At 46.5% G+C, this 7,177-nt stretch carries 5 protein-coding genes; 3 read left to right on the top strand and 2 right to left on the bottom strand.

All coding sequences use genetic code 11. The annotated features are described in order from the left end of the window. The coding region (locus GC097_RS27285; RefSeq protein WP_171686446.1) for a sugar ABC transporter ATP-binding protein at positions 1-1,039 on the bottom strand (1,039 nt) is incomplete at its 3' end. 80 nt (positions 1,040-1,119) lie between these two features. Then, positions 1,120-2,142, bottom strand: coding sequence for an ABC transporter substrate-binding protein (locus GC097_RS27280; protein ID WP_171686445.1), 1,023 nt, complete (start codon positions 2,140-2,142; stop codon positions 1,120-1,122). Between the two features lie 318 nt (positions 2,143-2,460). On the opposite strand from GC097_RS27280, the gene GC097_RS27275 reads away from it, so the two are divergent. Genes GC097_RS27275 through GC097_RS27265 form a run of 3 tightly spaced genes read left to right on the top strand, consistent with a single transcriptional unit; the run spans position 2,461 to position 6,825 of the window. Beyond that, positions 2,461-4,227 (top strand): sensor histidine kinase, encoded by a 1,767-nt coding sequence (locus tag GC097_RS27275; RefSeq protein WP_246294477.1) that lies wholly within the window; start codon positions 2,461-2,463, stop codon positions 4,225-4,227. Beyond that, on the top strand, positions 4,227-5,876 hold the full coding sequence (locus GC097_RS27270; protein ID WP_171686443.1) for a response regulator transcription factor: 1,650 nt from the start codon (positions 4,227-4,229) through the stop codon (positions 5,874-5,876). The genes GC097_RS27275 and GC097_RS27270 overlap by 1 nt, the downstream gene beginning before the upstream one ends. Continuing rightward, a complete protein-coding gene (locus tag GC097_RS27265) occupies positions 5,860-6,825 on the top strand; it encodes a sugar ABC transporter substrate-binding protein (protein ID WP_246294476.1) in 966 nt (321 codons plus the stop codon). Before GC097_RS27270 ends, GC097_RS27265 begins: the two co-directional genes overlap by 17 nt. The last annotated feature ends 352 nt before the right edge of the window (positions 6,826-7,177 follow it).

Here is a 7,177-nt window from a genome sequence, read left to right as displayed (position 1 = left end):
TCTTGCGATTCTCGGAGCAGAAGGCGATGCCGTGGTCAATCGCTTGCCTTGGCGAGTGAATGGCCGACTTGGAATCAGCGAATTTGAGCTCGCCGGAATCCGAACGGTCAGCCGCAAACAACAATCTGGCAAGCTCCGTTCTTCCGGAACCGAGAAGCCCGGCCAAACCGACGATTTCTCCCTTATGGATGGAGAAATCCACCGGCTCGATCGCCCCCTTTTTTCCCAACGAATAAGCCTCCAATAACACCTCTGCCTTGACCTGCCGATCGTTCGTACTCTTCGGAAGCTCCTCCAGCAAGTGCAGCTCTTTGCCGATCATTTTGGACACTAAATCTATTCGGGAGAGCTCCTCTGTCATGCTCTCTCCGACAAATTCTCCGTTACGAAGAATGGTTATTCGATCTGAAATTTCATACACCTGATCAAGGAAATGCGTGACGAACAAGATGGCCAAACCTTCCTTCTTCAACCTTGTCATGACGGTAAATAGCTGCATGACTTCGCCCCGGTCCAGACTGGAGGTAGGCTCATCCAGAATTAGCACTTTGGCGGAAATACTGACTGCTCTGGCAATCGCAATTAATTGCTGAACGGCCACGGAATAGTTATGCAAGGGCAGTGTCACATCAATTTCAAGATTCATTCTCTTCTTCAGCAACTCGGCAGCCTCTACGTTCATTTTCTTCCACAAAATGCGGCCGAACCGGCGCGGCTCGCGACCGATATATATATTTTCCGCAACAGACAGATTAGGACACAAGTTAACTTCCTGATACACGGTGCTGATTCCGGCTTGCTGCGCATCCAGCGGACTATGGATTCTGACCGGCTTCCGGTCCAGCTCCACGCTTCCTTGGTCAATGGAATAAACACCGGTGAGCACTTTAATCAATGTCGATTTACCGGCCCCATTCTCGCCCATCAGCGCATGGACTTCACCCGGGAACATCCGGAAGTTAACGCCTGACAATGCTTTAACACCGGGAAATTGTTTATGAATATCCGTCATTTGCAATATCGGCTGGGTTTCTCCCATGGGATTGCTCCTCTCCTTATAGAGAAAAGCCACTCCACCGGCTTCTTGTATGGAGTGGCTTTTTCCTTTATATGATTTTATTAGTACTGACGATCTGCCAGCACTTTCTTCGCGTCTTCGGAAGTAAAGACGCCTTCTTTGGTAACAATCCGTTTCTCGATTGATTTGCCTGCCACAACATCATTGACAGCTTGCATCAATTGCGGCCCAAGCAGCGGATTACACTCAACGATGAAGTTGATTTTGCCTTCGCTTGCTGCCGTCATGCCATCTTTCACCGCATCGACGGAAATGATCGTAATATCTTGACCTGGCTTCAAGCCTGCTGCTTCAATGGCTTGGATAGCTCCAAGAGCCATATCGTCATTGTGTGCATAAAGAACTTTGATATCTTTATGCGCTTTTAGGAACGCTTGCATAACTTCTTTCCCTTTTGCTCTTGTAAAGTCGCCTGTTTGTGATGCGATCACTTTTAAGTGCGGATTGCCCTTGATCTCTTCGGCAAATCCGGCTTTACGGTCGTTTGCCGGTGCGGAACCTGTTGTGCCTTGAAGCTCAACAATGTTCACGTCCTCCTTGGCGTCTTTATATTTATCAGCAAGCCATTTCCCTGCTTTCTTTCCTTCTTCTACGAAGTCAGATCCAATGAATGTCGCATACAGCGACGTGTCCTTCGAATCAACAGCACGGTCCGTCAGAATGACCGGGATTTTAGCATCTTTTGCTTCCTTCAACACTGTATCCCAACCCGATTCAACAACCGGCGAGAAAGCAATGACGTCCACTTTTTGCTGAATGTATGTACGGATCGCTTTAATTTGATTTTCTTGTTTTTGCTGGGCATCGGAGAATTTCAAATCAAAGCCCGCTTCTTTCGCCGAGTCTTGGACTGATTTGGTGTTTGCCGTTCTCCAACCGCTTTCTGCTCCGACTTGAGCGAAGCCTAGAGTAATTTTCTTGCCTGCTGCCGGAGCAGGTGCTGTGGTAGCTGCTGCATTGGTTGTTGGAGCCGTCGATGTGCTCGCGCTGTTTCCGCAAGCTGCTGCGAATAACATCATACAGGAAGCCGCAACGAGAACCCCCATTTTTTTCGTAACTTTCATTGTTCATTCCTCCCCTTAGTTCACCTCTTGCTCGGTGTGACCTCATTATAAAACGCTTACAGTTGACTTTTATACAGAGTTTCAAGCTCATTTCTTGTAATTTTTTAAGTGTTTATCCGCAGCTCCATCGACAAAAGTTTGTTTTTATGAGAGGAAATTGTTATTTGTGGTGAAATGTATACGTTACCATATCCGCATGGACGACAATTTGTTATAGTAAGATTGAGACTAAGACCCCCTCAATTAAGAAAGGTTACATACACCATTATGAGATTGATACAATGGATTTCATCGAGTTTACAGATAAAGCTGCTTACAATGTTTATCATTCTAACGTGCATCCCTCTTATTGCGGTTGGCCTCATCTCTTATCAGAAATCGTTTAAAACCGTTTTTAACAACAGTAAAGCAGCAGCCATGCTATCCGCAGATCAGCTCGCCAGAGACCTCGACACCCAATTTATTGACACCAGGAAGCTGCTTGAAATTAGCAAGAATACACAAGTGCTCCATTTCTTATTTTCCCAAGAAGATACCTATGAGGATACGAAACAAATACTAAGAACGATGGATTCCTACAGACAAACATACAAATATGACAGCGTGCTCAATATTACCATGGTTAATTTGTACGGCAGAGGCATTAGCGAGAGGAAGGGCTTGTTCCAGCTGGAGAAAAATCCGCTGCGCAACCCGCATTTAACCCGTTTGACCAACAATCCGGACGAGGTCTTGATTATCCCTCCTTCCGATGCTTCCGTTCTTGACAGAATCGACGGTTTTCAATACAGCAATACGAATGTCATCTCCATTATGGCTGCCGTCAAGCAGCAGATTACGCACGAAGTGATTGGATTTATCGTCATCGATTTGGATGATAGGGTGGTCAAACAATTTTGCGATAACGTAACGATCGGGGCGACCGGCTTCTACTTTGTTGTGGATTCGTCCGGCACGCCAATTTTTACACCTTCTACGTTAAAAGCCAGTGCCAAACTGCCGCTCCCATCCGATTTAGTCCATCTTCTTAACGGAGCCGATACCAACGATACCAATTACATCGACTCTACGGAAGGCAAGCCGAAATTCGTCTACGTTGCTCCTTCGCGAATGACAGGCTGGAGTATCGTTGGGTACGTTCCGCTTCAAGAAATTGTTGAAGAAGCCAATTCGATTCGCCAACTCATTATCATCACGGTTGTGCTAAGCTTCGTCTTTGCTGTTTCTCTGCACTTTTTTATTTCTAACCGCTTGACCCATCCGCTTCACCTCTTGAAAAGCAAAATGCAGCTAGCCGCATCGGGATATCTGGAGGCCAAAGTCGTTCCGACGGGCAATGATGAAGTCGCCCAATTAGGCAACAGCTTTAACATCATGCTCAGTAAAATCCGAAAACTGCTTGAACAAAGCATTAAAGAACAAGAGGAAATTAAGAAAGCGGAACTGCGGGCGCTGCAAGCCCAAATCAATCCTCACTTTTTGTACAATACGCTGGATTCCATCGTCTGGATGGCAGAAGCAGGAAAAAATAATCAAGTCATTCAGTTGGTTCAATCCTTGTCCAAACTGTTCCGCATTTCATTAAGCAAGGGGCGGGACTGGATTATTATTAATAAAGAAGTAGAACATGTACATAGTTATTTGGTCATTCAACAAATGCGCTATCGTGATATTTTGGATTATGAGATCGATATTGAGCCCCGCTTAAACCCGTATCCGATCTTAAAAATGATTTTGCAGCCGATTGTCGAAAATGCTTTATATCACGGCTTAAAAAATAAACGCCGCAAAGGCCTCATTCGCCTCACCGGCTGCATCGAAAATGAGGAGGATATCGTCCTGACGGTGGAGGATGACGGTATCGGCATGTCGCCGGAGAAGCTTGAGCAGATGCGCGATTATTTGACGAACAATCAGCCTCCAGAGCAAACGGGCAACGAAGTGTCCGGCGGATTCGGCCTCCATAACGTGCAGCAACGAATTAAACTGTATTACGGGGATAAATACGGAGTAAGTATCGACAGTATTCAAAATGAGGGAACCAAAGTTTCCATTCGAATACCAATGTCAGGGGGGAACATCTGATGAAAAAAGTGCTGCTGGTTGACGATGAAATTTTAATTCGCGAGACGATTCGCGACACCATCCAATGGGAAAAAGAAGGATTCGTGTATTGCGGAGATGCTTCCGACGGAGAAGTTGCGCTTCCGATGATCGAACAGTTTCAACCTGATATTCTGATCACCGATATTAAGATGCCCTTCATGGATGGCTTGGAATTGAGTTCCTATGTTAGAAAAAACATGCCCGATATCAAAATTATTATTTTAAGCGGACACGGCGATTTCGAGTATGCCAGAACCGCCCTTCGTTTGGGCGTAGAGGAATATTGCACGAAGCCGATCTCCTCGGCAGATTTACTGCAAACCCTTCGTCAGGTCAGTGACAAAATTGATGCGGAACGCCGCGCAAAAGAGCAAATCGAACAATTAAAGCTAGGCGAAAGCAGGCATGCCGGCTTAACGCAGAGCAAGCTGCTGAACGATTTGTGCAGCGGTTTCATTACGACTTCCGAGGCTGTCCATCTGAGCTCCAAATTGAACTTGAATCTGCTGTCCCGCTTCTATGTCGTCGTAACCGCTGATTTCCGCAAAATGTCCGCTTCCGACACCGTTCCGGAGGATATCTTCGACTACATGAAGCAAGATGAGCATAAGCTGCATCTCAAGCTCGAAGGCGACAACATTCTGGTGTTCAAGCGAAGCAAAACGGAATGCGTATGGATTCTGAAACGGGAATCCCCGGAACAGATCAAGCAAGCGTTAGAGACGTTCCAACACTTGCAAAATCAAACGATGGATCAGCTTCCGTACTCCATATCCATCGGCATCGGGAGCATGCAAGACCGTATGCAGGGCATCCATGTTTCCTTCCTGGAAGCCATGGAAGACATGCACTGGCGCCGTTTATCCCGGCAAAACCGCCATGCGATGCTGGAGTCAAGAAGCGGCTCCTTTGAACAGTCCGTGTTCTTAGACCGGACTCAATTCGTAGAATTTCTGAAGATCGGCTCACCGGCTAAAGCAGAGTCCTTTGTCCGTTCTTTTGCCTCCGTCCTTCAGCATACAGACTGGCAATCATCGCTGATCGGGTACTATATTCTGAACGATTTAACGTTAGAAGTGTTCCGGTCTGCCAGAGATTCTTATCCGAATATCGCAAACTTCGATATGACCCTGGACGTTATGCAGAATGCCATAGAAGCCATACGGTCATGGGAAGAATCATGCGCTTACTTGATTCGGCTTTCCGAACAATATTGGCAGTGGCGAGCCGGGGCATCTGATAAATATGGGGATATGCTGATTAAAGTGAAAAAGTATATCCATGATCATTATGATAAAGATTACTTTTCGCTCCAAGATGCTGCCGATCATGTCAATTTGAGTCCCGGTCACTTAAGCAAAGTGTTCAGCCAAGAGATTGGCCAAACGTTCATTGAGTATTTGACGCAAACCCGGATTCGGAAAGCGATGGAGCTGCTTCAAACGACACAGTCCAAATCGTATGAAATTGCCTTTCTGGTAGGCTATAACGACGCTCACTACTTTTCAAATCTATTTAAGCGGGTTACGGGGATGACCACGAAGCAGTTTCGCAAAACCGGCCAATTGAACAAAGACCTGCCTACTTCGGAAAGAGAGGAGCACAAGGGCTTTGTCAGTTACTCCTAAGAAATGTCTGCTATTTATCGTTATTTTTTCACTCTTTACAACCGTGGGCTGCAGGGATGCGAATACCTCCGGCCCTTTGCTCTCTTCGGAAACGCCGTCCTCTCCAAAAAATGACCAGCATCCCGCTCACACTTTCGGGATTATTTATCCAATGGCTCATTCCTTTTACGAGGTCATTACCCAACTGGCGGAAAAGGCAGCTGCCGCTAATTCCGTTCAACTGCTGGTTAAGGCACCGGAAGAAATTAGTTTAGAGCAGCAAATCCGAATGATGGAAACCATGATTAAACAAAAGGTCGACGGCATTGCAATCGATCCGATCGATCCCGATGCGCTTACTCCCGCTATTAATAAAGCCATGGAATCCGGGATTCCGGTCATTTGCTTCGAAACCGATGCTCCTAATAGCCGCCGCTTATCCTATATCGGTCCTGATCATTATCGTGGCGGAGCTTTAATGGGGGAAGTCGTCGGCAAGCTGATGAAAGGAAAAGGGATGGTACTCGTTGAGTCGGGTTCCTCCGGTTCAACCATTCAAAAGGATCGGCTTTCCGGCATGCTCGACTACTTATCCAGGAACACCGGCATACAAGTGCTTGAAGTCGGTTATAACGAAGGCTCTTCCGACAGGGCATTGTCTGACATGGAGCGCATGATTGATGACCACCCTCATTTTGATACGCTCGTCACCCTGGATATTTTGTCGAGCTCTGCTTCCATTCTCTTATGGAAGGCTAAAGGATTAAAACGGAACTCGCTAGCTTTCGGTATGATGCCAAATGTGAAAGAAGCTCTGATTAACGGGCAGATCACCTCTGTCATCTCGCAGAATGAACAAGTATGGGGCGATCATATTATCGGACAATTGCTCCGTGCGGCTCGCGGAGAAGGGATCCCCGTTTATGTGGATACGGGGCTGCGGGAAGTGACGAAGGATTCGCCTGAGTGATCAAGAAGTGTACGCTCCGCTTCCCCTTGTTTGTAACTTTGTGTTTGGGACAAGCGCTGGTGAGTCAATATAAAAGCGGTACACGCAAGATGCTGGGTTCCTCACGATAACACACCATAACATACAAATATCGTCCCATCGATCGCCCAGCATTGCAACCACGCCGCCAACTGCCGGGCAATTTAGCTGGAAAAACTCCAGCTAATTTCAGCATATCGTCGCTCCAAACGCCGATTAACTGGAAATTCTCCTGCTAAATCTGCCAAATTACTCTACATATTCATTTCCAGTGCGAATTAACGGATGTTTTTCCAGTTATTTTCATGAAATGCATGTGCAGTAACAGATTAAC

The organism is Paenibacillus planticolens (assembly GCF_013141725.1).
GTDB lineage: Bacteria > Bacillota > Bacilli > Paenibacillales > NBRC-103111 > Paenibacillus_E > Paenibacillus_E planticolens.
Note: the sequence above shows the minus strand (reverse complement) of the source record. Positions and strands in the feature narration are given on the sequence as shown.

Excerpts from the sequence above, each read along its gene's own strand:
- GC097_RS27280 (WP_171686445.1), bottom strand. The coding sequence starts at position 2,142 with ATGAAAGTTACGAAAAAAATGGGGGTTCTCGTTGCGGCTTCCTGTATG.
- GC097_RS27270 (WP_171686443.1), top strand. The coding sequence starts at position 4,227 with ATGAAAAAAGTGCTGCTGGTTGACGATGAAATTTTAATTCGCGAGACG.
- GC097_RS27275 (WP_246294477.1), top strand. The coding sequence starts at position 2,461 with ATGTTTATCATTCTAACGTGCATCCCTCTTATTGCGGTTGGCCTCATC.